This window comes from Virgibacillus aidingensis, assembly GCF_010994035.1.
Classification (GTDB): Bacteria; Bacillota; Bacilli; order Bacillales; family Amphibacillaceae; genus Virgibacillus_N.
In genome coordinates this window covers 56,620-82,804 of sequence record NZ_WIXN01000007.1, presented here as the reverse complement: position 1 = coordinate 82,804, position 26,185 = coordinate 56,620, and the positions used below count along the sequence as shown (strand labels likewise).

At 41.2% G+C, this 26,185-nt stretch carries 24 protein-coding genes and 1 riboswitch; of the genes, 11 read left to right on the top strand and 13 right to left on the bottom strand.

Annotated features, from left to right (window positions below; genetic code table 11):
- The first annotated feature begins 57 nt into the window (after positions 1-57).
- From GHD25_RS07800 to GHD25_RS07785, 4 genes are all read left to right on the top strand, one after another.
- Entirely contained in the window at positions 58-579 is a 522-nt protein-coding gene (locus GHD25_RS07800; RefSeq protein ID WP_164215825.1) for a M20/M25/M40 family metallo-hydrolase, read from the top strand.
- Positions 557-1,639: an alanine/ornithine racemase family PLP-dependent enzyme gene (locus GHD25_RS07795; RefSeq protein ID WP_240452274.1), complete on the top strand. Its 1,083-nt coding sequence runs from the start codon at positions 557-559 to the stop codon at positions 1,637-1,639. Before GHD25_RS07800 ends, GHD25_RS07795 begins: the two co-directional genes overlap by 23 nt.
- A 79-nt stretch (positions 1,640-1,718) precedes the next feature.
- The gene (locus GHD25_RS07790) at positions 1,719-3,128 is read left to right on the top strand and encodes a Na+/H+ antiporter NhaC family protein (RefSeq protein ID WP_164215823.1); all 1,410 of its coding nucleotides are present in this window, start codon (positions 1,719-1,721) and stop codon (positions 3,126-3,128) included.
- A gap of 39 nt (positions 3,129-3,167) precedes the next feature.
- Positions 3,168-4,340, top strand: a complete 1,173-nt coding sequence (locus GHD25_RS07785; protein WP_164215822.1) for a saccharopine dehydrogenase family protein — start codon at positions 3,168-3,170, stop codon at positions 4,338-4,340.
- A gap of 516 nt (positions 4,341-4,856) precedes the next feature.
- Here GHD25_RS07785 and GHD25_RS07780 read toward each other — a convergent pair.
- The 3 genes from GHD25_RS07780 to queF form a co-directional block, all read right to left on the bottom strand.
- Complete coding sequence (locus GHD25_RS07780) at positions 4,857-4,994, bottom strand: hypothetical protein (RefSeq protein WP_164215821.1); 138 nt, start codon at positions 4,992-4,994, stop codon at positions 4,857-4,859.
- A 9-nt stretch (positions 4,995-5,003) separates the two neighbouring features.
- Positions 5,004-5,621: a queuosine precursor transporter gene (locus GHD25_RS07775; RefSeq protein ID WP_164215820.1), complete on the bottom strand. Its 618-nt coding sequence runs from the start codon at positions 5,619-5,621 to the stop codon at positions 5,004-5,006.
- Between the two features lie 85 nt (positions 5,622-5,706).
- Positions 5,707-6,204 (bottom strand): preQ(1) synthase, encoded by a 498-nt coding sequence (gene queF, locus GHD25_RS07770; protein ID WP_164215819.1) that lies wholly within the window; start codon positions 6,202-6,204, stop codon positions 5,707-5,709.
- 101 nt (positions 6,205-6,305) lie between these two features.
- Positions 6,306-6,352, bottom strand: a riboswitch (PreQ1 riboswitch).
- A 381-nt stretch (positions 6,353-6,733) separates the two neighbouring features.
- On the opposite strand from queF, the gene GHD25_RS07765 reads away from it, so the two are divergent.
- On the top strand, positions 6,734-7,426 hold the full coding sequence (locus GHD25_RS07765; RefSeq protein ID WP_164215818.1) for a SatD family protein: 693 nt from the start codon (positions 6,734-6,736) through the stop codon (positions 7,424-7,426).
- Entirely contained in the window at positions 7,423-8,295 is an 873-nt protein-coding gene (locus tag GHD25_RS07760; protein ID WP_164215817.1) for a DUF3307 domain-containing protein, read from the top strand. Before GHD25_RS07765 ends, GHD25_RS07760 begins: the two co-directional genes overlap by 4 nt.
- A 79-nt stretch (positions 8,296-8,374) precedes the next feature.
- Here the strand turns inward: GHD25_RS07760 and GHD25_RS07755 are convergent, their stop codons facing one another.
- A complete protein-coding gene (locus tag GHD25_RS07755; protein WP_164215816.1) occupies positions 8,375-8,905 on the bottom strand; it encodes a DUF1648 domain-containing protein in 531 nt (176 codons plus the stop codon).
- A gap of 153 nt (positions 8,906-9,058) precedes the next feature.
- On the opposite strand from GHD25_RS07755, the gene GHD25_RS07750 reads away from it, so the two are divergent.
- Together GHD25_RS07750 and GHD25_RS07745 are read left to right on the top strand one after the other, a co-directional pair.
- Positions 9,059-10,471 (top strand): dipeptidase, encoded by a 1,413-nt coding sequence (locus tag GHD25_RS07750; protein ID WP_164215815.1) that lies wholly within the window; start codon positions 9,059-9,061, stop codon positions 10,469-10,471.
- A gap of 574 nt (positions 10,472-11,045) precedes the next feature.
- The gene (locus tag GHD25_RS07745; RefSeq protein ID WP_164215814.1) at positions 11,046-11,600 is read left to right on the top strand and encodes an RNA polymerase sigma factor; all 555 of its coding nucleotides are present in this window, start codon (positions 11,046-11,048) and stop codon (positions 11,598-11,600) included.
- A gap of 27 nt (positions 11,601-11,627) precedes the next feature.
- On the opposite strand, the gene GHD25_RS07740 is transcribed toward GHD25_RS07745, so the two are convergent.
- Positions 11,628-11,861, bottom strand: a complete 234-nt coding sequence (locus tag GHD25_RS07740; RefSeq protein WP_164215813.1) for a hypothetical protein — start codon at positions 11,859-11,861, stop codon at positions 11,628-11,630.
- Between the two features lie 183 nt (positions 11,862-12,044).
- Between GHD25_RS07740 and GHD25_RS07735 the strand changes: the two genes are divergently transcribed.
- Both GHD25_RS07735 and GHD25_RS07730 read left to right on the top strand, forming a co-directional pair.
- A complete protein-coding gene (locus GHD25_RS07735; RefSeq protein ID WP_164215812.1) occupies positions 12,045-13,223 on the top strand; it encodes an exonuclease SbcCD subunit D in 1,179 nt (392 codons plus the stop codon).
- Between the two features lie 18 nt (positions 13,224-13,241).
- The gene (locus GHD25_RS07730; protein WP_164215811.1) at positions 13,242-16,334 is read left to right on the top strand and encodes an AAA family ATPase; all 3,093 of its coding nucleotides are present in this window, start codon (positions 13,242-13,244) and stop codon (positions 16,332-16,334) included.
- A 319-nt stretch (positions 16,335-16,653) separates the two neighbouring features.
- On the opposite strand, the gene alr is transcribed toward GHD25_RS07730, so the two are convergent.
- The 3 genes from alr to GHD25_RS07715 all read right to left on the bottom strand — a co-directional run bounded on the left by alr (position 16,654) and on the right by GHD25_RS07715 (position 20,465).
- Positions 16,654-17,820 (bottom strand): alanine racemase, encoded by a 1,167-nt coding sequence (alr, locus tag GHD25_RS07725; protein ID WP_164215810.1) that lies wholly within the window; start codon positions 17,818-17,820, stop codon positions 16,654-16,656.
- A 172-nt stretch (positions 17,821-17,992) separates the two neighbouring features.
- Positions 17,993-19,108 (bottom strand): alanine dehydrogenase, encoded by a 1,116-nt coding sequence (ald, locus tag GHD25_RS07720; protein WP_164215809.1) that lies wholly within the window; start codon positions 19,106-19,108, stop codon positions 17,993-17,995.
- A gap of 118 nt (positions 19,109-19,226) precedes the next feature.
- Positions 19,227-20,465: a PucR family transcriptional regulator gene (locus GHD25_RS07715; protein WP_164215808.1), complete on the bottom strand. Its 1,239-nt coding sequence runs from the start codon at positions 20,463-20,465 to the stop codon at positions 19,227-19,229.
- Positions 20,466-20,708: 243 nt separating this feature from the next.
- On the opposite strand from GHD25_RS07715, the gene GHD25_RS07710 reads away from it, so the two are divergent.
- Complete coding sequence (locus GHD25_RS07710) at positions 20,709-21,779, top strand: YkvI family membrane protein (RefSeq protein ID WP_164215807.1); 1,071 nt, start codon at positions 20,709-20,711, stop codon at positions 21,777-21,779.
- A 100-nt stretch (positions 21,780-21,879) separates the two neighbouring features.
- Here the strand turns inward: GHD25_RS07710 and GHD25_RS07705 are convergent, their stop codons facing one another.
- The 5 genes from GHD25_RS07705 to GHD25_RS07685 form a co-directional block, all read right to left on the bottom strand.
- Positions 21,880-22,356 carry a hypothetical protein gene (locus GHD25_RS07705; RefSeq protein WP_164215806.1) on the bottom strand — a complete coding sequence of 159 codons (477 nt, stop codon included), beginning with the start codon at positions 22,354-22,356 and terminating at the stop codon, positions 21,880-21,882.
- Between the two features lie 309 nt (positions 22,357-22,665).
- Entirely contained in the window at positions 22,666-23,454 is a 789-nt protein-coding gene (locus tag GHD25_RS07700; RefSeq protein ID WP_164215805.1) for a carbon-nitrogen family hydrolase, read from the bottom strand.
- 102 nt (positions 23,455-23,556) lie between these two features.
- Positions 23,557-23,712 (bottom strand): hypothetical protein, encoded by a 156-nt coding sequence (locus tag GHD25_RS07695; protein WP_164215804.1) that lies wholly within the window; start codon positions 23,710-23,712, stop codon positions 23,557-23,559.
- Positions 23,713-24,034: 322 nt separating this feature from the next.
- Entirely contained in the window at positions 24,035-25,015 is a 981-nt protein-coding gene (locus GHD25_RS07690; protein WP_164215803.1) for an N-acetylmuramoyl-L-alanine amidase, read from the bottom strand.
- Positions 25,016-25,491: 476 nt separating this feature from the next.
- Positions 25,492-26,046: a hypothetical protein gene (locus GHD25_RS07685; protein WP_164215802.1), complete on the bottom strand. Its 555-nt coding sequence runs from the start codon at positions 26,044-26,046 to the stop codon at positions 25,492-25,494.
- Positions 26,047-26,185 lie beyond the last annotated feature (139 nt).

The window sequence follows — 26,185 nt, the reverse complement described above, 5'->3', positions numbered from 1 at the left end:
TATTACTAGAATAAGTTGTGAACGCTTTCAAATTGGTGTTTTATTGTTGCCTGCAGAGTGGATCCACTGAAAGAAGCAGTAATAACCGTTGGCCATTTTAACAGCGGTAATTTTCGAGCAACTGTTCCGGACAAAGCCCAAATTGGAGCAACAGTCAGATCCTTTGATTCAAAAGTACTAACGCAGCTGGAAAAAGAAATACGCCGCGTCATTGAGTATTCACTGGCTGTTTCCGGTGCAGATTACAATCTGGAATATATTCACGGTTATCCATCTTTGTATAATCATCCGGAAGAAGTCATAAAGGTGAAAAAAGTAATGGAAAACTATAAAGATGAAATGGCCCCTGTAATGGGAGCAGAGGATTTTGCTTATTATGTAAATGAAATACCGGGGGCATTTTTCTTTGTTGGCGGCAGTACTGAGGAGCTAAATGCTGTCTGTTCGCATCACCATAGCAAATTCGACGTAGATGAAAAAGCTATGTTAAATATTGGAAAGGTATTTTTGGGACTTGTAAATGAAGAATGTGTTTCAGTAAAAAGGAAAGGGGACAGTGTACTTGGTTCTAGAGTTTAATTATCCTGTAGTACACATCGATTTAGAAAAAATAAAACATAATATAGGACTGATAAGTAAGAAATGCAGGAATTCAGGGATGGAGCCCGTGGCAGTGTTAAAAGGTACGAACGGATCGTCAGAAGTTGCCCGGGTGTTTGTGGACGCGGGCATTTCTACGATTGCTGATGCTAGAATTGGCAACCTGAAGGCATATGAGCATATTGCAGCAAAGAAGATGCTTGTCAGATTGCCAATGTTAAGTGAGGCCGCAGATGTAGTGCGATATAGCGACGTTTCCTTAAATTCGGAGATTACCGTTATTCAAGCTATTGCAAATGAGGCAAGAAGGATGAATAAACAGCACGAGGTTATTTTAATGATTGAAGCAGGGGATTTACGGGAGGGGATTTACGATCAGGAAGAGCTTTTCAGTATAATAAAAAAAATTACAAACCTGGAAGGTGTCAATTTGACAGGATTGGGAACGAATTTAAATTGTTTTGGCTCTATAAAACCAACAAATGAGAATCTTGGCAGATTGGTGGAACTGAAACAGGAGATAAATAATAAACTTGGGATAGATATTGACCTGATTTCAGGCGGAAGCACTGGTTCGCTGGCATTAATAGATAACGGTGAAATGCCAGAAGGAATTAATCAACTGCGGATCGGCACGGCATTTTTCAATGGTTTCGTCGAAGTGAGTTTGCCGCGATTACCGGATACCTATATGGATACCTTTATTCTAAAGGCGGAAATTATTGAAATAAAAGAGAAGCCTTCCAAACCATTTGGAACCACAGGTGTTGATTCATTTCGAAATAAAACTGAATTTCCTGATAAGGGTATCCGCAAAAGAGCCATTTGTGCTATCGGCAAACAAGATACAGAGCCGCGCTTTATGTATCCGGTGAATGAGAAAGTGGAGCTTATCGGCAGCAGCAGCGACCATCTTGTATTGGACATCACCGCGTGTGGAGAAAATTTCGCTGTTGGAGATACAGTCAGCTTTATATTGGATTATGTAGCTATTATGAGGGTGATGACATCCGGACATGTAAGAAAATTATATATATAAATCGACTTGTTTCAGCTATTTTATCAGATTAAAACATTAGTATAATTTCAGGACATAATAATAATCGGGAGTGGGGAATATGGAAGATTTAACAACATTGGGGTTTATTTCAATCATACCTCCAATCATTGCAGTTGTTCTGGCGTTTTGGCTAAGGGATACGATATTGGCATTGGGTATTGCTTGTGTAGTAGGTGTTTTGCTGGCAGGAGAAGGACTGCTTGGTTTTCCAAACTTAATGACAAATGCATTGGGGAACACAGATTTTTCCTGGATTTTAATATTGGAGCTTGCTATTGGTGTATTGATTGCATTCTTTTTACGGACTGGTGCAATTAATAGTTTCGCCGATATGGTGGGACGGAGAAATGCTTCAAGAAAGCGAATTGGAATAGGTACATGGTTTATGGGGCTCTTTGTTTTTTTCAGTGATTATTTTAGCCCGGTCTTTGTTGGTGCTACAATGAGGAAGGTAACGGATAAAGTGAAGATTTCCCGGGAGAAGCTTGCCTATATTATTGATTCTACCTCTGCACCGGTGGCTGTTATTGTCCCATTTACGGCATGGGCAGTTTTTATTGCAGGACTATTAATTGGGATGGAACCAATTCAGGATGAAACGGAAGCACTTCGTGTATTCACTCAATCTATTCCATTTAATTTCTATGCGATCATCACTGTTATCATGGTTTTCCTGATTGTATCAGGTGTGTTAAGGGATTTCGGCCCGATGAAAAAAGCTGAAGAAAGGGCAATTAAAGAAGGGAAGCTGATCCGTGATAAATCTAATCCGTTAATTTCGGATGAACTGACAGGAATCAAACCTTATTATAAGGATCGATTGCTGAGTATTTTCTGGAATTTCTTTATGCCTGTAGTTGTCATTATTCTTGTTGCAGTCGGAAGCTATATATTTATGGGATCTGCATTAACGATGGAAGCTTTCCTGGCTGCGGTTGTATTTTTGGGAATTGTAATGCGTGTACAGGGGATACCGATGAAGGATATTATGGATACGGCAATGAGAGGTATTAAGGGGATTATGCCTGCCGTTATGATTTTGGTGTTTGCTTATGCAATTAATACATTAAGCGAAAACATGGGCACAGCAGTATACTTAATACAAATTACGGAATCATGGATGAATCCAGGCCTTCTTCCGGCCATCACATTCTTGCTTGCAGCAGTAATTTCGTTTTCAACCGGTACTTCCTGGGGAACTTATGGAATCATGATACCAATAGCAGTTCCGCTTGCCATTGGGTTTGCCGGGGGAGACATAAATATGGTTGTACTTGCAACGATTGCCGCAGTTGCCGGCGGCGGGGTGTTTGGTGATCATTGTTCCCCATTATCCGATACAACGATCCTGGCTTCTACCGGTGCTGCTGTAGACCATATTGATCATGTGCGGACCCAATTGCCTTATGCCATATTGGCAGGAATGTTAGGATTCGCAGTTTATTTAGTGATTGGTTTAGCAGCTTAGCAGATTGGAAGATTACAGATTAAAAGGAGGCAATTTTATATGAAAATAGTTGTATTGGGAGGAGCAGGGCTTCAAGGACGTGCAGCTTTACAGGATTTGGGAAGAAACGAGGCTGTAACAAAGATAGTTTGTGCAGATATGGCATTTGAGGCACTGGATGAATTCAGTGATTATCTTGCCATGGAAAAAATTGTGAAGCAAAAAGTGGATGCCACTTCTCAGGAGAACCTGGCAGAAATTTTTTCAGATAATGTAGATGCTGTAATAGATTTGCTTCCAGTAAGATTTAATGAAACATCAGCAAGGGCAGCAATAGAAACGGGAGTTCCTTTAGTAAACAGCTCATATGCAAGCGGTTTAAGTGAGGAAGTTTTTAGAAAGGCAAAAGAAAAAAGAGTAGCAATCATGCCTGAATCCGGGTTGGACCCGGGTATTGATTTAGTGTTATGCGGCTATGCCGTCAGTCAGCTTGATGAAGTATATGAACTTTACTCCTATTGTGGCGGCGTACCTGAACCGGAGGCAGCGAACAATCCTATTAAATACAAAATTTCCTGGAATTTTGATATGGTATTAAGAACCTTAAAACGTCCGTCAAGAATGAAAATAGATGGGGAACTGGTGGATATACCTGCACAGGATCAGCATAATTCGGAATGGATAAAAGAAATTAGTGTAGCCGGTGTGGAGGGGTTAGAGTCCATGCCAAATGGGGATGCCGTAAAATTTGCCAAATTGCTGGGGATTGCAGATGAAGTGGTTACCACTGAACGAAGGACGATCCGCTGGAAGGGACATGCGAAATTTTGGAGAGATATGGTTGGTTTAGGATTTTTAGAGGAAGAAGCTGTCCCAGGTTTTCAAGGAATAAGTCCTCACGATTTTCTTGTAAAACATCTTGAACCGCGTCTCCAATATAAAGGGAATGAAAAGGATCTTACCATCATGAAAAATGTTATCCGCGGAAAAAAAGACGGGAAAAAGATGGAGATTATTTATGAACTGATAGATGAACGGGATTTGGAATCCGGCCTTTTTGCCATGAACCGCACTGTTGGCTACACAGCAAGTATTGTAGCACAAATGCTTGCGGATGGCACCATTGAAAAGAAGGGTGTCTTGTCACCGACAATCGATATACCTTATCAAAAGTTTATTGAAGAAGTCAGTGAAAGAGGAATTAAAATTAATGAAATAATTAAGGTTAAATAAATTACTTCTTTGCCCATTTGCAAGTCGGTGCTGATTTCTTCAAATGAGCAAAGAAAAATAGCCTAAAGCTCGGTGGATCATCTTTCACACTAATGCCGTCCCCTTTGAGGGGAACTATCTATTGATGCCGCTAGTGCCGGCAGCGCTAGCGGCCAGTTTTCCCTATGAATCTATACGTTTATCTATTCCTTAAATAGGTATCTTTATAATAGAATAAAAGTGAAAACTGCTTACGGAAATCCAGCATCCGAAGCAGTCAATATGCTGGGACAAAACAATTTAGTAAACAGAAACCAGAATATCCTTATACACTAGGATAAAAACCCGCTTCGGAAATATACTACGCTTTCACCACTTTCACAAGTATGACTTCTGATCAAACTCCCTTTGGTAGTTCTCTCGGTGTCTGCTTTGCCGCGAGCGGCTGGTAAGCCTCCTCGTGCGCTTCGTTTTGCAATTATTTCAGTGGTGCAGCACTCCTCGCAAATAAAGATTGCTAATTCGTCTTTAGGGGGCTTAACGATGCTTTTGCTCCCTCAAATCTTTCCGGTGGGACGAGGAACCGGCTGTACCATAGTCCCGGGAGTCTACGTATATTTCCGGAGCTAATATGGTAGATTGTTCGTCTTTTCTATGCTTACTCAGTGGCCTCATTTCATTACTTTACACAGCTGCTTCAGTTTCTCTCTTTCTGCCAAAATAGACCAGTATATAGGCAATGGGCGTATCAATTAGCGCTATCAAAAATTTAAATACATACTGTGTTGCAATCATGCCGAATAATACACCGCCTGGCACCGTTCCCCAAAAAGCAATCGTAATAAATATAGCTGTATCCACTAGCTGGCTTGTCATGGTGGACAAGTTATTCCTTAGCCATAGTTTGCTTTCTCCGTGTTTTGCTTTCAGCCGGTGAAATATGGTTACGTCCAAGTTTTGGCTTGCAAAATAAGAAATCAAACTGGCGAGAATGACGCGGAAGCTTCCTCCCAAAATTTCTTCAAACTGTGCTTGTGATTCAAATACAGGGGCAGGCGGCAGCTGGATGGCAATAAAAATAAAAATAAGTGCTGCAATCTGTGTGATAAACCCTGCCTGCACGGTTTTTCTGGCAGCTTCTTTTCCATACAACTCTCCGATAACGTCCGTTATCAGATAAGTTACAACGTAAACGATGACAGCACCGGGTAAAATAAATCCCCAGATGCTGACCAGTTTAACGGCCAGCACATTGGAAATGATTAAAAGGCCGACAAACATTGCACTTAAATAAGTATACATCTTTTTCTTCTCCTTTTCCCCGATGTCAGCTGGCTGTTACCCGGGGGAAGTGTAGACAGAAAAGGATTAAGCGGACCCTCTAAGATTAGCGATTATCTATTTTTTCAGGGTACAGATCATGGTTCATTATCCGGTGGTCTGCCATCTGTTCGAATTTGGTGCCCGGCTTTCCGTAATTGCAGTACGGGTCAATGGAAATGCCGCCCCTTGGCGTGAATTTGCCCCAAACTTCAATGTAGCGCGGGTCCATGAGTTCAATTAAATCGTTCATGATCGTATTAATACTGTCTTCGTGAAACCCGCCATGATTCCTGTAGCTGAAAATATACAATTTCAGTGATTTGCTTTCTACCATTTTTATGTCAGGGATATAGCTGATATAAATGGTTCCGAAATCCGGCTGCTTTGTCATTGGGCATAGTGTAGTAAATTCAGGGATGTTAAATTTTACGAAATAGTCCCTGTCCGGATGCTGATTGTCAAATGTCTCCAGCACTTCAGGGGCATAATTAAAATGATATTCCGTATTCTGATTGCCGAGCAAAGTGATATCCTTGAGATCTTCTTCATTTCTTCCGGCCATTGGGTCAACCTCCTTCACTGTGATTGTGTGTTCATAAGCATGTAAAAGGATGAAAAATAAAAAACCATGGCCCTAAGGCACATGGTTTATAATCGCATCATCTGTCCTTAGTTTTTTATAGAGGGTTTGAGCTAAGAACCTCTTCTGTCAGTCTTCAACAGATATTTTATTTACCTGAGTTATTATATAAGGGGAGTATTGAATTGTCAACCCGTTCTGAGAGGCATGAAAGCCGCCAGCAACATAGGAAAGTTGTACGAAAAGCCAAGAAGCTGCCTGCAAGGCTGAAAAACCGAGCGACAATCCCTCAAGTCGCGACATCACCGGGATAAGCGCGGTTTTCAGCACCGACCCGGGATTTAGCCGTAAGAATGTTCATTTTCCAGCTGCCGCATAGCCCCTTCTGCCCATTGACTTGTATACTTTAAATAAATATACTTTAATAGATATATGTGAAAAGCATATACAAGGGTGATGTATACTTCCTTCCCGTATACAAAAGAAGTGCTTACTGGAGGTGGTGAGAGAGATGTCCGATACGTTTGCATGTATTGCCCTGGACGTCGCAGATTCACGTAAAATCGAGACAGCTAAACTGGAAAAACAGCTTCAAAGGCTAAAAGAGAAATTAAATGAAAAATATTCCGATCAAATGATCATGTCTTTTACCATTCGTAATGGTGATGAGGTGATCGGGGTATTTCGCCGTTATGCAGACGGCTATAGGGCATTAGACTATATTCTTGCAAATAGCCGGGAAATGGCTGTTTATGCAGGATGCGGATGTGGTGAAATTCACCAAACGAAGCGTATTGACGTACATACATCCAATAGTCCTGCCATTATTTATGCCATGGAGGCAAGGGATCAGTATCTGAAAAATAACAGGAAGGAAGCAGCCGTATGGAATAAGGAATTTAACAATAAAGCATTTTTTTATGGAAGTCCTTCATTTCCTTATCAGGCGGTAAACAGCCAGTTTTATATGATTCGCTCCTATAAGAAAAAGCGCAGTAAGAAACAGCAGCAAATTATAAATGAAATAAATAAGCAGCCGGGAAAAACCTATGAGGAAATCGGCAGGTTATTTAACTATAAAAACCCAAGAGCAAGTATCAGCAATCATCTGAGGGCAGCCAATTATGAGCTGGTTCATCAGATGGAGAAAAGTTTGGCTGAATTGCTGGATGTCCTTCAGGATGGTTTGGAGGGGAAAACATGACGTATTTTTTATTGCTCATTTTTGCCCATGTCTTGGCGGATTTCTTTTTGCAATCAAGTTTGCTTGTGAAGCAAAAGAAGGAAAAATCAACGAGAATAAAGGCGCTCACAACCCATACAGGCATTCATTTGCTGTTGTACTTTTTATTTTTGCTGCCGTTTTTTATCCGGGAAAATCAATGGAGCTTATCCGCTGTACTTATTTTTACGGCCGTGATTTTATCCATTGCGGCCATTCACTTTATTATCGATTTTATTAAAGAGATCATCTCAGCAATGGTCACTTCCCAAAAACATCATGCCCTTATTTTTGTTTTGGATCAGCTGCTGCATGTCATCTCGATTGTGTGGATCCTGCGCAGCTTTCAAGTGGTAACTTTTGCAATGCCTGAACTGTTGGAAGGGATTTATGCATATCTTTTTTACGGAATATCCCTGACACAGCTTGAGACGATGCTGGCACTTGGGATTTTGGTCATGGTAGCAACCTATGGGACTTCCTATTTTCTTGCCATCGTTCTTAAAAACCTGGCACCTGAAGATTCGGTTATCAATACAAAACGGGAAAGACAGGAAAAAAAGGAGAATGATAGAGTCACAGGCACGATTACTACAACAGAAGTTTCCTTCGCGTATCCCAGGCAAAACAAAAATATAGGACGGTATATAGGCATGCTGGAACGCATTCTGATTATTATTCTGGTAGTAAATCAGGCACTGACGAGTATAACTATTCTGGTGGCGATAAAATCCATTACCAGATTCAGGCAATTTGAGGATAAACGGTTTGCTGAATATTATTTGATTGGCACATTATTTAGTATTGTGATCGCCGTTTGCCTCGGATTTCTTGCACTTCGGGTTTTATAGCTGAAAAGACTGCACTGACAATTTGTGCAGTCTTTTTACATCTGCCGAAAAAACCTGTAAGATGGTAAAAACAGCGCAGTCAGTTCTGTTTTGCCACACGGTATATTTTCCATATAAAGTAAATTGGCACGAGCAAAATGATGATGGTGAAAATCAATATACCCGAACCAAGGCCGTTCTCCTGCTCCATAGCCGTTTGCACTGTTCTGTAGAGAAGGAAGCTGAACATGATGCTGAGACACAGATTAAGGATTGCCATCATCCTTGCCGTGCTGCGCTTGATTAGCCAAACCTGCTTACCGGTCAATTCTTCTTTTTTAATAAAGGGCATATTGACAAATTGCATGGCTTCTTTTGCATCCTGCTTCATGATTAAAAAATAATTAAGAATAAATCCCTGGGATAAAATAAAACCGAATAAAATCAGCATGCCAATGAGGAAGCCTTTTCCTCCCCATGCATCAGGCTCGCCCCTGGCATTGAAATGCCTTGGAATGTCATCCGGCAGCTGGCCGTACTGGGAAATGACATAAACACCTGTCAGAATCAGCAGACTAAATGAAATTACATCCACAAACGGAGAATAATATGTACTAATTTTTCGCCACAAATTCTACCTCACCTCTTTATGGGGTTTTCCTCCTGAATTCATGCAATTCTGTATTTTTTTGTTTGCCAGCATTATTATAACATGACGGATGTGCTTGTGGAGGCAGAATTTTAATCGATAAATATGCTGAATGATCTGCAAGGAGGAATCATGATGAAACTCTCGGTATTATATGGCATTATCATGCTTGCTCTTACAATGAAAACGCCTTTAATTACCATGATGGATATGAAACAATGGAGCCCGGCAGAGGTATATGAAAATATGATTATTGTGGACAGCCACATTGATACATTGATGAAGGTAGTTGATGATGATACGGGCATGCCTGCAGTGGATATTGGCGGGGAAACCGATTTTGAAGTGGATATCCCGAAGCTGAAGGATGGCGGGCTGCATGTACCGTTTATGGCTGCTTTTACCTCGGGGCATCATGACAATCATGCAAAAAATATTAGTGATACGCTGGCATCCATTCATGCTTTATATTGGACGAAAAAAAATAATAGAGAGACATTTTCCGTCACATCCACTTTGGATGACATCTGGCGGGCAATTCAGGATGGGAAAGTTGCTGCAGTGCCGGCGATTGAGGGAGCTTATTCCCTGGCTGGTGCCCATGCGGCGGAACTGCTGCACCAATATCATGATCTTGGGATAACAACAATAGGATTTACCTGGAATTATTCCAATGAACTTGGGGAAGGAGCAAACCGGGTTTATAATGATGGCATGAATACCCCCTCGAGCGGCGGTTTAACAGATCTTGGCGAAACGATTGTGAAGGAGATGAACCGTCTTGGCATGGTGATTGATGTCTCCCATATGGATGAAAGAACATTCTGGGATGTGCTGGATGTAAGTAAGAAACCGGTTATTGCCACCCATTCCGGCGTCAATGCTTTACATTCCCATCCGCGGAATTTAAACGATAAACAGCTGCAGTCCCTGGCAGAAAACGGCGGGGCGATCGGCATTGTATTCTATCCGGAATTTTTAACCGATAGTGGCAAAGCAGCAGTGTCAGATATTGTGGACCATATTGATCATGCTGTGGAGGTCATGGGGGCGGATCACGTTGCCATAGGTTCTGATTTTGACGGGGCAGCACTTCCGGCGGATATGCAGAATGCCGCCGATTTACCGAAAATTGCAGCAGAACTAAAAAGCCGCGGATATTCCCATATCGATATAATGAAAATAATGGGAGGCAATACGTTAAGGCTGCTGCATGAAGTGCAGACTGGTGCCAATCCTGATTCGATAAGTGAAGCCAGCGGCATAAAGATTTATCCAAAAATGGAAATGGGCGATGCAGTGGAAAGCAAAACTCCGATGTTACGTGCTGAGATAGAGTTGGCAGATGGCACAGCTATTAATGAAAACGGTCTACGGGTCATCATAGATGGAAAGATATATGAACCGGATTATGATGAAGATTCCTCAATAATGGCTTTTCAGCCTGAAGAAGGATTGAAAGAGAAATTTCATGTTGTCACCTTTGAAGCTGCAAGTGAAAGTGGTGAAAAGAAAAGAGAAACACGGATATTCCATATAGAAGAATAATGGTCACTTGGCTGAAAATAGAAAAAACTGTTTTGTTTCATGGAAATTGAAATAAAATAGTTTTTTATTTATGTGTGATATTTAAAAAATCTATAGTTGTATAGATCTTTGGTTATCTGGGCGCCTTGGATTCCGGTACTATAGTTGCAGCTGATCCCTTATAAGACGATAGATCCTATTAGAGGAATTCTGCAACGGTCGGGATATTCAGTGGATTTGATTTCCATACTATTTGCTCGTCTATTAGTGATTGTGCCAGTTTTTTCTTTACTTAAAACTCCCCGGGTCCAATTTTTTTGGGCTGCAATACAGCAATAGTTCCCCGGCCCCACCTTAATTGCTGAAATTATAATTTCTACCCTGTAAAACCAATTGCAACAAAAGAACCGTCCCGGTGTTTCAGGGTGTGCATGTTTTTGTGTTTGGATATAAAGTCACTTTTAAAACGGGAACAAATGTTCTATAATGTGGACAAGTAATTTTTAGTTTTATGCCACCGGAGAAGGACGCGTTTCGAATAGTAATTACAAAGCTGGTCCAGAAATGGGTTTTTTTGGACAAGGAGGTATGATCAATGACTGAAAAGAAGCGCATAACTTTTGAGGAGATTTTCAGGCAAAATGAAAGGAGGATTTTCTATCATATGCATAAATTGCAGGTGAGGGATCCGGAGCAGGAGTTTTATCAGGAAGGTTTGGTCGCCATGTGGAATGCCTATAAGAAATATGAGCCTGACAGGGGGCCGATGGCAACTTATTTTAATTATACCATTCGGAATCGGATGATTGATTTAATAAGAAAAAAAGAACGGGAAAAAGAAGGAATTCATCAATTGTCACAGGAAATGATGGTGAAAGAAGGAGATGGGAATTATTACAAAGCAGGCGGCACATCCTATCCAATTCAAAAACGAACAGAACAGTATACGTATAACGGAGATTTTTGGCGTAAAATAAAGTTGGAATTAAGTGAGAACCAGTGGAAATGGGTAAGATTGTTTGTGATGGAAGGCATGGCAATAAAAGAAATTGCCGAACAGGAAGGTGTTTCCCCAGATGCCGTGAAAAGCTGGGGAAGGGAAGCAAGGAAAAAGCTGAAGAAGAAATCGGATGACCTGACTGATATATAGCATGGAATCGAAAAAAGGGAAGCGGATCTAAATCCGAAACTTCCCTTTCTGTTTTTTCTGCTGAGCATTATCCTCTGCATTATTTTCTTCTTCCGAACCCTGAAAAGTAAATTCGTCACCAATGGCAATTTCACCTGTATTTATCTTGACGTTTGCCTGAAGGCCCTTATGAAAAGACGGTCCATAATTGATGGAAGCACCGCCGGAAATGTGGTTTATTTTATTACAAAGAATACGGTTTGCATGACCTTCCTTTTTCATGATAAGCCTCCTCTCTATTAAGTTATGTGTCCGGGACAAACTGTGTATAGATGAATAACAGAGAGGAAAGAGAAATGTATGTATGCTCAGGGATTGGATTTATTAATCTCTATAAATCTAGTATAATTAGGTTAGCGTTACCATTGAAAAAAGCGAAGTTTATTCCTGAGGAGGAGGAAACGAATGAAATTTTTTCACACGGCTGACTGGCATTTGGGAAAACTGGTGCAAGGGGTCTACATGACAGAAGATCAGGATTACATATTACAGCAATTTATAAAAGACATAGAAAAAGAAAAACCGGATGCGGTCATTATTGCAGGTGACTTATATGACAGGGCCGTGCCGCCGGTCGAAGCGGTTCATTTGCTTGATGACTTTCTCGATAAGGTCGTCATGCAGCTCGAAATACCGGTACTGGCCATTGCCGGAAACCATGACAGTCCGAGCAGGCTGCATTTTGGCAGCAAGATCATGAAGGACAGGGCCTGTCACATTACAGGGACGCTTACCAAAGAGATGGATCCGGTAAAACTGCATGATGAACATGGAGCGGTTCATTTTCATCTTGTTCCATATTGCGATCCGAGCATGGTGAGACATGTCCTGGAGGATGAATCGATTCGTTCCCACAACGAAGCGATGGAAAAAATCGTAAAGGAAATTCATGAAAACATGGACCCTGAAGCAAGGCATGTATTTGTAGGACATGCTTTTGTCACACCTTACGGGGAAGAGAAAGCCAATACAAGTGAATCGGAGCGGCCATTGTCGATCGGCGGGTCCGAATATGTGGATGCCGGACACTTTGCCACGTTTCATTACACTGCGCTCGGGCATTTGCACCAGGCGCATTTCGTTACGGAAGAAAAAATCCGCTATGCCGGTTCGCTGCTGAAGTATTCAGTATCGGAGGAGCGTCATAAGAAGGGATATCTCATCGTGGAGATGGATGAAAAAGGGGAAGTGGAAATAGAAAAGCGGCTGCTCACACCGAGAAGGGACATGCGAACAGTGGAGGGAACACTCCATGAACTACTGACACATCCTGTAAACGAAGATTACGTATTTGTCCGCCTGACAGATGATAAGCCGGTTCTATCCCCGATGGAAAAGGTGAGATCCGTATATCCGAACACGATGCATATTGAACAGTCGATGAACAGCCTGCCATTGCAAACGACTGAGAGTTACTCCTCGCCGGCTCGTACAGAAGCCAATGATCTTGAGCGTTTCCAGGAATTTTACAGGAAAGTAAAAGGGGTGGAAGCAACAGAGGATACAGAAGAGATCTTTATAGAGGTGCTGGAGGATCTGATAAAAGAGAAAAATGAAACGAGGGAAAAATTACTGCATGTGTAAGAATAGGGGGGAACTGAGATGAAGCCACTTACACTGACGATGACAGCTTTTGGCCCGTATAAGGACAAAGAGACGATCGATTTTACTAACCTGGACGGACACAGTCTTTTTGTCATATCCGGAAATACGGGAGCAGGGAAAACCACGATTTTTGACGGGATCTGTTTTGCATTATATGGAACCGCAAGTGGACAGGACCGGGAAAATAATACGATGCTGCGAAGTGATTTTGCAGCAGATGAGACGAATACATCCGTGGAGCTTATTTTTGAGTTGAAGGGGAGAACATACCGGGTACTCCGCCAGCTCGGACATGTGAAACAGGGAAATAAAACAAAAACCGGGGAACGCTACGAGTTTTTTGAAATAACACCTGACGGGGAAGTGCCATGTGTGGACAGGCAAATGGTTTCCGAGATAGATAAAAAGATGGAAGCTTTGATCGGCTTAACGAAGGACCAGTTTAAGCAAATTGTTATGCTGCCGCAGGGAGAATTCCGAAAATTGCTGACTTCCACAACGGAAAATAAAGAAGAAATTTTGCGGCGGCTGTTTAAGACAGAGCCTTATAAACAAATTACCGAACGGCTGCGGGAAAAGAAAAAGGCTGCAGACGATGCATTCAACCAGGCAGCACAACAGAAAGACAATGTCATCCGTGAAATTAAGAACACGCTGCCGGAACGGGAAAGTTCCGTTATTTTTCAAGTGCTTTCCGGGGAATTTTACAATGTAAAGCAGATTACAGATGGTCTTGCTGAAGAAGTCGTTTATTATGAAAAAGAGATGGAGCAGGACAAGCTAAACTATCAAAAAGCATATAAGGAACATGATGAAAAACAAAAGGAATATCATCAGGCAGCGGCCCTGAACGAGCAATTTGATGATTTGGAGAAAAAAGAGTTTCATTTAAAACAATTGAATGAGCAAGTGCCCGCGTTTGATGAAAAAGAGAAACAGCTTAAAGCTGCGGAACAGGCCGGATTGATTTTGCCCTATGAAAAGCTCCTGAATGACTGGATTGATGATGAAAAACAAAAGCAAACGGAGCTCGAGCGGGCCAAGCATGCAATGAAATCAGCAGAAGAGAAGCTGGGACAGGTGCAGCAGCGTTATCTGCAGGAGGAAGCAAAGCAGACCGAAAGGGAAAATGTAAGCAACACGCTTGATCGTCTGCAAAGTTTTTTGCCGGTGGTGGAGGAAATTGACGAACAAAAAAAGGAACTGAATGAGCTGATCATCAAGGGCAAAAAAACAACGCAGGAATTGGAACAAGCAGATGGGGAACTGAAAAGAAAAACGGAAGAAACAGAGCAATTCGACGGCGACGTAAAGAAGATGGATGCGTTAGTAGGAGAATTACCCGATAAACAGGAAAAATTTGAGCGCATCCGGGAACAGAAGCGAATTTTCAAGGAGTATATAGATTTAGCACGTCACCAGAAAGATCTGGAAAAAGAGCTTCATACTAGCAAAGCTGAGGCAGAAGAGATGAAGGCTGTATATGCCAAGCTGGAAAGCTCCTGGCTGGCAAATCAGGCGGTTGTTCTGGCAAGCCATCTGCATGAAGGGGAAGCTTGTCCGGTTTGCGGAAGCCATGATCACCCGAATAAAGCGGCACATGAAGAAGAAAGTGTTTCAAAAGAACAGCTGGAGAGCCTGAAAAAAAAGCTGGATGAAAAGGACAGTACATACCGGGAAATTATGGCAAAATACAATGAGATACAGCGGCAGCTCAAGAAATCCGAACAGGAGACATCAGGATATGCTGTTCCTCCGGAAAAATTGGAAGAAACGTATAAAGCAGTTTTACAGGAAGAGAAGATGCTGGACACGGAAGTAAACAGGCTGAAAAAAATGCGCCAGCAGCTGCATACCTTAAAAAAGAAATATGACCAGGAAAAAGAAGTGCTTAAGCAGCTTGAAAAAACACGGGAAGACTACAGGGAAAAGCGCGATCAACTGCGTACCCAATATAAAGCAAAGCAGGAAGGATATAAAGAGAAAGTGAAGCCTGTGCCTGAAGAGGTACGTGAACTGACAGCCTTAAAAAATGAAATAAATAAAACAGAGAAATGGAAAGAACAGCTGGAGAAAGCCTGGAATCAAATCCAAAAAGAACTGGAACAAGTGAAAGAACAGTATACGAAGTGCGAAGCCAGTCTAGATCATAATTCAAAGCAAATGAAAGAATCTGCGGCAAAGAAGGAAAAAGCTGCCCAGCAATTTGAAGAAGCGTGGAAAAAACATGAATTTACATCCCGGGAAGCATATGAAAAGGCAAAAATGGGTGAGCAGGAGCAGCAGAAAGTAAAGGAAGAAATAGAAAGTTTTAAAGAAGAAAGAACGGCATTAATCCGCCGTGTGGAAGAAATGAAAAGGAATCTGCAGGATAAGCGCAGAATGGATGTAGCGGCATTGGATGCGCAGTTGAAACAATTAAAGAATGCTTACGAAGCGGCCTTGGAGAAATGGAATCAATCTGAGCGTTATTATAAAGATGCCGGCAAATTGAAACAGAAGATAGCTGATGCAGAGGAAGCAGTGATGGAAAAGGAAGAATCGTTAAGGACGATAACTGATTTATATAATGTGATCCGGGGGAATAACCATCAAAAAATCTCGTTTGAACGTTATTTGCAAATGGATTATTTGGAGCAAATCATTGCTGCAGCCAATCAGCGGCTGAAACGGCTGTCCAACGGGCAATTTTATCTCATGCGCAGTGACCGGCAGGAATCCCATGGCAGACAAAGCGGTCTGGCACTAGATGTCTATGATGCATACACGGGACAGACCCGGGATGTAAAAACACTCTCAGGCGGGGAAAAGTTTAATGCTTCGCTATGTCTGGCACTTGGAATGTCTGATATTATCCAAAGTTTCCAGGGAAGTATCTCGATTGAAACGATGTTCATAGATGAAGGATTTGGGACATTGGATGAAGAGTCGTTGAACAAAGCGATAGATACGCTGGTTGAACTGCAGCAATCCGGCCGCATGATCGGCGTCATCTCCCATGTACAGGAATTAAAAACCGTGTTCCCAGCCGTGCTGGAAGTACAAAAGAAAAAATCAGGCGCAAGCACCACCAGATTTATAACGAAATAAATTTGCTTATCTTACTCATACTAATCACCAAGGAGGGTGAATAATGATGAGTAAAGGGAAAAAGAAAAAGAACAAGTCCAAAGAAGAATTAAACGATATGAAGGATAATAAGAAGTATCCGCAAAACAGACCGCCGAGATAGAAAAAACCGCCTGTTGTAAAGGCGGTTTTTTCGGTGTGCCAGGCATGCGCACATTCTATAGGGTTCGAGCCCCGAATCATGAAGGCAATAGCAGTAATTAGTGTGAGAGGTCGGAGGTTAGTCACCTCCTCCTGCACGATTTCCGGCCAGATTTCCCGGTTGCTAAAAGGAAACCACTTACTCCGTCAATTGACTTTTTTCCTTCACTTCCCGGCCATCCTTCACATATACCCTTGGTATCCGCTTTCCGATCAGGCAAGTTGTTTCATAGTGGATGGTTCCCATCAGGTCAGCCACTTCTGCCATTGGAATATGACCTACTTTTTCATCACCAAAGATACTGATAACCGTCTCCCGGTCTACACCGTCAATTCCGGTAACATCTATCATGGATTGGTCCATGCAAACACGGCCGACAATTCCGGCCCGTTCTCCGTTTACGATTACGTCGCCGCGGTTGGACAGGAGCCGTGAAAAACCGTCAGCATAGCCGATGGGGATAGTGGCAATTTTGGAATCCCGTTCGGTTGTAAAGGTGCAGCCATAGCTGATATATTCCTGTGCCTGCAGATTTTTAATAAATACCGGCTTTGTTTTTAACGTCATTGCCTGTGTCAGATCAATCATTTCTTTCATAAAATCTTCCGGATATAAACCATACATAGCGATGCCGACCCGCACCATTTCCAGATGCTTGGATGGATGGGCAATGGTTCCGGCACTGTTGCAGCAGTGTCTGATTGGTATATTAATACCCTGTTCCTGCAAATAATCCGTCATTTCCAAAAAGCTTTCAAACTGTTTATCCGTATAGGAAGTGTCTTTATTATCCGCGTCGGCAAAATGAGTGAATATCCCTTCAATGGAAACCCATTCGGATGACAGGGAGCGGGCGAGATCTAGTACATGATCTTTGTTCCTGAGGCCAATTCGATTCATCCCTGTTTCCACTTTAATATGAATACGGGTCTTTTTTTGCAAATCGTTGGCCAATTTGTTTACTGCTTCTGCAGCTTCCAGGGTGAACACTGTCAGTGTTATGTCACGTTCGATGGCTTCTTTGAGTGCCTCCGGCGGGGTATATCCCATAACAAGGATAGGTGCTTTTACTCCGGCGTCCCGAAGTAATACAGCTTCATCTAATATTGCTACAGCGATATACTCTGCACCAGCAAGGAGCGCCTCATTGGCAACCTCGACTGCGCCATGTCCATAGCCGTCAGCTTTAACAACAGCCATATATTTTGTGTTATTTCCTATATGGTCCTTAAAGGTTTTTACGTTATGATGGATAGCATCTAATGAGATTTCCGTCCAGGTTTCGCGGTAACTTCCATGTTGCATGCCTTCTCCTCCTTTACGATGGGAAAACCTTATCCAGCATAGTTTGCCCATCAAAAAATAGACTGTTAAACTCCAAAAAGTACCCTTCCAGCATGGCTATGGAAGGGTACTTTAAATTAAATTGCAATGTCCATTTCCACATAATTAAATGGACAATCACACCATCCGGCATTTATTTCAATGCATCTTTAACAGGAACATATTTGTAATCAAGATCATTTGCAACCGCTTCGTATGTTACTTGACCATTCATGACATTAATCCCGCTTTCTATTGCCGGGTTATCCTCAACTGCTTTCTCCACGCCTTTGGAAGCAATTTGTACAGCGTATGGAACAGTAACGTTTGTCAGTCCAACGGTTGCCGTTCTTGGCACTGCCCCCGGAATGTTTGCGACGGCATAATGCAATACATCATGTTTTACATAAATTGGATCATCATGGGATGTTGGATGATCAACGGTTTCAAAGTTTCCGCCCTGGTCGATGGCAACGTCTACAATTACACTGCCGGGCTGCATGGACTTGACCATTTCTTCAGAAACAAGTTTTGGCGCTTTTCTTCCGGGGATCAATACAGAGCCGACCACAAGATCTGAATTCTTTACTGCTTCAGCAATGTTGAACGGGTTGGACATCAATGTTTGAATACTTGATCCAAAAATGTCCTCCAGCTCGCGAAGTCTTGCAGGATTTAAGTCGATAATGTTTACATTTGCCCCAAGACCAAGCGCCATTTTTGCAGCGTTCGTTCCAACAACACCTCCGCCAATAATTGTAACAGTACCGCGGCTTACTCCCGGAATTCCGCCAAGAAGAATCCCTTTTCCGCCTTTGGATTTTTCGAGATACTGTGCACCAAGCTGGGTTGCCATTCTTCCGGCAACTTCACTCATTGGCGTAAGCAGCGGCAGCGTGCGGTTAACCGTAATTGTTTCATATGCAATAGCAGTTACTTCATTTTCTACAAGGGCTTTGGTCAGCTTAGGCTCAGCCGCGAGATGCAAGTACGTAAATAAAATCAAGCCTTTACGGAAATATTCAAACTCGGATGGAAGCGGCTCTTTTACTTTCATAACCATGTCTGCTCTTTTCCAAACATCTGCAGCATCTGCAACGAGTTCTGCACCGGCTTCTTTGTATTCTTCGTCCGTAAAACTGCTTCCCATTCCTGCGCCTTTTTCTACAAGCACTGTGTGATCGGCATTGCGTAAGTTAACAACTCCGGCAGGTGTCATGGCAACACGGTTTTCATTATTCTTTATTTCCTTAGGTACACCAATAATCATGTATATCTCTCCTTTTTTCGTCTTTATCCCTATCGTATCGCTTCTTGAGCGATTTTACCTTATGAAAAAACATAAAAATAAGCAATTCGCTTTGTAATTTTCCACAAAGACTATTTATTTATATATTTTCCATAATCAATTCGAGGTAAACAGCTGTTTTTTGTACAGTGTCTTTTAAGTCCAGCCCGCTTACTTCTTTAATTCGTTTCAATCTGTAATTCATCGTATTCGGATGAATAAATAACTGCTTTGCACTCCGGTAAACATTCGAATCCGACTGTAAATAATATTGTAATGTTTTTAATAGTGCAGTCTTGTTTTTTTCATCATATTCCCGCAGCCTCCTTACATATTTATTTTGCTGATTTTGTTTGTTCCAAGTGGTATATAATTCATCGATAAATTTATATACACCGAGGTCTTCATAGAGAAAAGTATGCTTTAGTTCTTTTGGAAATATACTTTTTAGATGAATTGTACGTATCGCTTCTTTATATGCATTTTTAATATGTGCTGCTTCATCGTAAATGAAGCCGGAAGCTCCGTTTATTCCGTTTAGCTCCAGCTGACTGCTGATCTTGTATATAAACTGTTTCATAAAATCCTGAAGTCTGTCTTCAATGTTACTATCTTTTATGATGCGAACCAGTAAAATAAATTCATTTTCATCAAATAGCCGGAAAATGACTTTTGTCTGTGTTTGGATTTCAGCTAAATAATAGGCATGTTTCTCTATTTGTTCGGTAATTTGATCGGAAAATCTGAAAACTACAACGGTGAGCTTATCTTTGAGGTTGACGTTAAATTGCTTTGCCTGGTTTTGAATCTCTTCCGGATTTCTCATATTTCCTGTGAGCAGCTGCCAGAAAAAATCTTTATAGCTTTCTTCGGATTTTGTTATTCCGGAATTTTTTGCGAGTAATAGTTTTTTAACCTGCCATGCCGCTTCCTTTAAGAGGGACAACTCCGATTCAGATAGTGTTTTATCACTAATATGGATCCAAATAAATCCGAGAACCTCTTTCTTTTTCCATATGGAAATGGCTACCCGGTTCCCCAGGCCGATCTCCTTTATTTCAGATATGGAAACAGGCTCATCACTATCAATCAGCCTGGGCATGACCTCGTTTTTCCAAAGACTGTTAATGATTTTATCCGGGACTTTGCGGTTCATGATGGTGGAAATTCTTGCTTCATCGACATTTTCCCGGTGTTTGCTGTATGCGATAACTTGATGGTTATTATCCTCTATGGTAATGGGGCAGTCAAAAATATCACCAATATAGTCGGCAAGCTGCTCAAAAGAATTAAATGTCCGTTTCAAGTGATATCCTGGTTCGTTTGAGGTGTATTTCATTAAATTCTTTTCCTCTCTTTTCATAATTTCAGTTTATATGCAGAGTATAATAGAAATACTTTGGAGTTTTTATGGATAATATATTTATTATTCGACAGAATTTACCATCTGTTATACACTTTGAATGACGAATTGGTTTAAAGAAAACCACAAATAATCTACTCTTTATTTTAGTACATTCACAAACAGATTTCATCTTTTTGCATGTATAATGGAACTGACATCAAAGGAGGAAAACAAAAAATGAAGAGTACTTGGAAAATTGCAAGCGCTTTTACCGGAATTATCGTGGGGGCGGGCCTTGCTTCAGGACAGGAGATTCTACAATACTTCACAAGTTTCGGTCTTCTCGGTATCCTGGGTGCGATTGTTACTACAGCCTTATTTGCGTACACAGGAATGATGCTTGTTTATCTCGGCAGCCGATCGCAGACAAATTCACACAAAGATGTAATTTATAAAATCAGCGGAAAATATTTGGGAACGGTTATTGACTATGTTCTTATTTTTACCACGTTTGGTGTCGGGGTTGTAATGATAGCAGGCGCAGGGGCTAACTTGAATCAGCAATTTGGCGTCCCGCATGTTGTAGGAACAATCCTTATGACGATCATCGTTCTCTTGGTCGGTATGCTGAAAGTGAATCGTGTAGTTGCAGCAATAAGCAGTGTGACACCGTTTCTTATTTTATTCGTAATTATTGTCTCCGTTTATAGTTTTCTTACGATGGACAGCTCATTTGCAGCACTTAATGATACTGCCACAAGTTTTGATACTACACTGCCGAACTGGTTTATATCTGCGATTAATTATGTTTCCTTTAATATTTCGGTAGGTGCAGCTATGGCTATTGTCATGGGAGGCGATGAGAAAAACAGAAAGGTTGCTGCAACCGGCGGGCTGCTTGGCGGTTTAATTCTTGGTGTAATTATCATGTTAAGTCATCTCGCCATCTTTTCAAAAATTGAAGAAGCAGGTAATTATGAAATGCCAATGCTTGGTATTGTAAACGATATCTCTCCTATACTGGGTACCATATTTGCAATCGTTTTATTTGGTATGATATTTAACACGGCAATCAGTATGTTTTACTCATTCAGTGCAAGATTTGTTGAGGTAGAGACAAAGAGTTTTAAAATTTTCCTGACGGTCACTATGATTGCCGGATTTCTGCTGAGTTTTGTAGGGTTCACAGATTTAGTAGCATATTTTTACCCGCTTATCGGCTATCTGGGACTGGTATTGATCGGGGTTCTGATTGTCACACCTTTCAGAATGAAAAAAATCACGGCTTTAAAAGAAAGAGATAATTAAAGACTTTTTCATAAAAATACATCGATATTCTCTTTTTAGTGAACAGCAAACCTTTTATGAAAAAATCCGCAGGTCTTCAGAAGACTTGCGGGTTTTTTAGCTAAAAGAGGAGATGAACGGTAATCAGCAAAATTAAAGATATACCAAAGTACAGATGTGCCCTGCGTTTTAAGCCGGTTGGTCTGATTCTCCGCATCCATCCTGTAACAACCACGCCTGCCAGGATGAATACAGCAAGTAATCCGCTGAGAAACTTTAAATTATTCCATTGGAAACCAAAATGATGTATAGCGGAAGTTCCATGAAATAAAATGATAATCAATGCAGCAGTACCGGTCCAGCGGTGAAATGGCATGTCTTTTTTTATCAGCTGGGCAATTTTAATTTTCTTTTGACGGTCATGGGAGCTGCGGATTGTCGAATACATGGCATGGCGTGTCCAATTAAATAGAATAAGCATTAGCCCAAACAGACCAAGACTGACATGAAGCAGCAAGCCGGGAAAAGAAAAGTGTGTAAACACATTCCATAAAGCCAATACAAATACAGACAAGTTAATATAGAACCACTTGTTCATCGTTACCCTCCACGTGTACGGATACCAGATTTATTCCACCGGAAATTATATCATATTAGAAAGGCATTGGCAGTGAGGTGGCTCATTGCTTTATGTTGGGGGAATGAAAGAGACAGACTGGCATTTTGTGCCTAGTCTGCCGTCCCTAATACTTGTACTTTTAATCTGAGTATTTAAAAGTTTATTCCGTATGCCAAACCTGTTGTAATGGTTACATATACATCTTTCAGAAGATTGGAAAGCGCTCGCTGGGCGCTTGCTAATGTACGATAAAAAAAGAACTGGGTGCATTGTCCGCCCCGTACTTTATTACTTATAAAACTTCGGAACCCTGCTGGTGAATACCGGCACATCTTCCCGTATTTGAGGCACAATGGAAAGGTCAATGGGAATGGTGATGGTCTCCTTATTGCTTGGACCGCCAAATGCCAGTTCATTCCCCCACGGGCCGATCACCATGGAATTGCCGGCAAATTCCGTGTCGCCGCAATAACCTACAGTGTTGCAGGATATGATAAACTGCTGGTTTTCAATGGCCCTTGCCAGCTGTAAATGCCTCCAGTGATCCTTACGTGCTTTTGGCCATTGGGCAATAATATGAAGGACATTTGCACCTTCCAGGGCCAGCTGTCTTGCCAATTCCGGAAACCTCAAATCATAACATGTGATCAATCCCATTTTAACGCCGTCCAGCTCAAAAACTTCGGCTTTCTTTTCCCCGCCATCAAGAAATTGGTGTTCATTCAGCATGGGGACGAGGTGAATTTTATCATATTCGTAGACAAGCTCACCGCCGCGGTTAAAAACAAAGCTGCTGTTAAATAATTTCCCGTTCTTTTTATTGCCAACAGATCCGCCGATGATATTTATGCTGTGTATTTTGGCGAGGTTCCCTAAAAAAGCTTTAGTCCGTTCACCGTGCATATCAGCTTTTTCCGCAAGTGAGTCAAGGGCATATCCCGTATTCCACAGCTCAGGGAGCATAATTGTATCCGGTTTATCCATTTGAACAGTATTCTCTGTCCATTGACGAATTTGTGCCTCATTTGCTTCTGGATCAGCAGGAATAATTTCGGTTTGGAAAATGGCATACTTCAATGAAATTCCTCCTCCTTACCGGATAATAGAATGTCCGGTTCATTTTTTAAAATTGCTGCCGCTGCTTTTGCTTCGGGGTTTTTCATAAAGGCTGATGGATTCTCAGCGTGTTCCCTTGTTAATATCATTTAATGCTATGAATTTAAATTCAATGTTATTCTTTTCCAGCTTATAATAAGTATTAATGCTGATGAAGGATGGCAGTTTGGCCCGATTAATGATCAGTTCTTCCTTAGTTATGAACGGCTTCTCCATCATTTATTTCAGATCGATAAGCTCATCCTGCTCCACACTATGTCCAGACTTTGCCAGCGTAAAATCAGCACAATTGCCTGTAAAAATCAAAAAGATACTTGTTGTTCCCCAAAGCTTTTATTCTTGCTGTTTCTATTAAATGGTACCAGAATCAGGAAGACATAGCCAGATGAAAAAAGGGTAGAAATTAAAGTTGGAGGGACTTTATTACTATGAAATCTAATGATTTTCCATAGGTAAAAGAAAGCGGGGAAAAAGAAAGGACAGGAATATTAAGTAACCGGCAGACTGCCGGGATTTCCTGCCCTTTCAGCATATATATTGCCTACTCGTTAAAGTATTCTTTCAGTCCGTCGATCAAACCTTCTGCTGCTTTTTCTTCATAATCCGCTGTCTGAATTACTTTTATGTCACTCGGGTTCGTGACAAACCCAAGCTCAATCAGGATGGAAGGTTTATTATTATGCTGCAGCACATGATAACCGTTCTGTTTGGCCCCGCGATCCTCAAGGTTTACCCTTTCAAGAATGGAGGACTGAACAATTTCAGCGAGCTCTTTTGTCACACTTGAACTGTAATACGTAGAAAGCCCCTTTGCTGCACTGTCTTCATTGGCGTTGTAATGGATGCTGATAAAGACATTTGCATTACTTGAATTGCTGATATGGACACGTTCATCCAAAGAAATAAAGGTGTCATCCTTCCGTGTCATAGAAACTGCTGCACCTTCATCCTCCAATTTTTCAGCAATGGTTTTTGCTGTGGAAAGGTTCAAGTCTTTTTCCTTAACTTCATTCAACCCGACAGCGCCGGAATCTATTCCGCCATGCCCGGCATCGATAATAAAGTGATAGTCAGAAAGGGATTTACCGATATCTTGATTGGCAATTTCAGTAGAGCCTGACAATAATCTTTCGTCTTTTACATGCTTCCATTCTGTTGAAACAGTAACTTCTTCTCCATTTTCATCAAAGAAAGTGATTGGATTTGATAGTTTTGTTTCTTTTGTTTCATTACTTTCCATTTCTTCATCTTCAACAGGGAAAAGAAAGTACAGTGCTACCCAAATTTCTTCTCCGTTAAAATAGGATTTTCCCCAGCCGTTTTTTTCTTCAAAAATGGTGATTTTATCTCCTCTATTTAAGTAACCAATGCTGCTGCTTTTCTGCTCCGGCGCTGTTTTCATTTCCATTGAATCAGTACCTACGATAAATGTATCTCCGCTATCTGCTTGCAGCACTGCCGGGAATATAAACATTGAGAATAGTATAACGGTAAGCACTGCAGCTATTTTAAAATGTTTCATATTCACTCTCTCCTAAAATACTAGTTTGTTAATATACAAGCTAACCAAGTTTAATAGAAAATATACCTAATAGGGAAAATTAGTAGATTCATTGTTGTTTCAGGGAATTAGAGTTGAAGCAAATTTTAATAGGAGGAGATGGTGATGGCCGCTCATTTATTGGGAATCCCTTTTCAAGAGGTAATGAAAAGATCAATGGTTAAAGGAAGAATGCAAATATACGGCACCCTGGTGCGGTAACAGGTTACCTTACGCTTGTTCAATATTTTGAGAAAGCCGTCTTTTGGTTTGGAAAGATCAAGATAAATAATTCTTATAAAGAGGTTAAAAGGCTGTCTTTATTGTTTTAGACAGCCATCAACATTATTTAATGGGATTTTATTTTTACTATAATAATAGAGTTTATGTGTAACTTAACTGTCTGAATGTGAGGCAATAACTGCTAATTAATCAGTATTGTATTAATGAAGCACCCATTATTTGGAAGGTGTATAATCGGCAGGAACAGTCAAATTTCTTATTTTCCCTTCCTGTTCAATAGAACGAATCGAAAGTGTTTCCATTATTTTTTCCAATCTTACGCTATTTGCGCTAAATTCATGCAGTTTCTCAGCGTTGGTTGCTATTTGTTGAAAGTTGCGGTCAATTTTATAGTCATGCTCGTTCATCTTTGTTTCAAGCCGCTGTATATCTTCTTTAGTGGCCATCCCGGCGATGTCATCTTTGGTAGCCATGCGAGTCAAGTCCTCTTTTGAAGCCATACCAGTGATGTCGTCTTTGGTAGCCATGCGATTCAAGTCTTCTTTTGAAGCCATCCCGGCGATGTCATCTTTGGTAGCCATGCGATTCAAGTCTTCTTTTGAAGCCATACCAGTGATGTCGTCTTTGGTAGCCATGCGATTCAAGTCTTCTTTTGAAGCCATACCAGCTAGGTCATCTTTGGTAGCCATCGTAGAATTTATAACATCTATTTCTTTCGCTAATCCCTCCACGCTTTTGACTAATTTCATCAATATTTTTTCTGTCGGCATTTTTCTTCCTCCTTTCTCATGGATTGTTAATAATATACCACTCCTTTAATATCCGGGCAAATAGATAAAAACGAAAATTGCTGCCTCATTTTATGCATTTTTGTACATTAAATTAATGTTTCTACATTAAAAACGTAAA